This is a genomic window from Aphanothece microscopica RSMan92 (genome assembly GCF_046613545.2).
Lineage (GTDB): Bacteria > Cyanobacteriota > Cyanobacteriia > PCC-6307 > Cyanobiaceae > NIES-981.
Map to the genome: position 1 here is coordinate 1 of NZ_JBKKKY020000444.1, position 508 is coordinate 508.

At 65.6% G+C, this 508-nt stretch carries 1 protein-coding gene; it reads right to left on the bottom strand.

The genetic code is table 11. The features are described 5' to 3' along the window. Positions 1-51: 51 nt before the first annotated feature. Positions 52-508 (bottom strand): signal peptidase I (locus tag ACLD7X_RS18460; RefSeq protein WP_411425138.1); only part of this gene is annotated, 457 nt, incomplete at its 5' end.

The window sequence follows — 508 nt, forward strand, 5'->3', positions numbered from 1 at the left end:
GCTCGATGTCGACGCTATCGATCGGCCGTCAACAGGCGAATAACAGGGGTGCTACGAGACAGCAACGGCTGCGGAAGGAGCGCTGAGGCCTCCGCCGAGGGATGCTCGCTCACTGCTCCGCGAACGCACGACGACGACGATCTCGGCGACGCAGAAGAGGGCAACCAGGCCTGCCGGAATGCCCAGTGCGAGCATCCGGGTCGACGGGTCAGCGAGGGCGATGAACACGAAGCCCAGGCCAGGAACCGCGAAATCGACTCGGGCCTGATCGGCAGCGTCGAGCGTGAAGGCCCACGGGTCGGCGGAGGCGTTGGCATCGCCCTTCGTCGAGAACACCATCGACGAGTCATTCAGCTCGATCGCCGAGATGCGGTGCGTGACCAAGTGGGTGATGCCCGATGACGCCGGGGGGATGTAGGTGATGACGTCGCCGACGGCGAGGGCCGTGACGGGTACGTTGCGCGTGAAGACGATCGAGCCACGCTCGATCGAGCCCGACATCGACGCA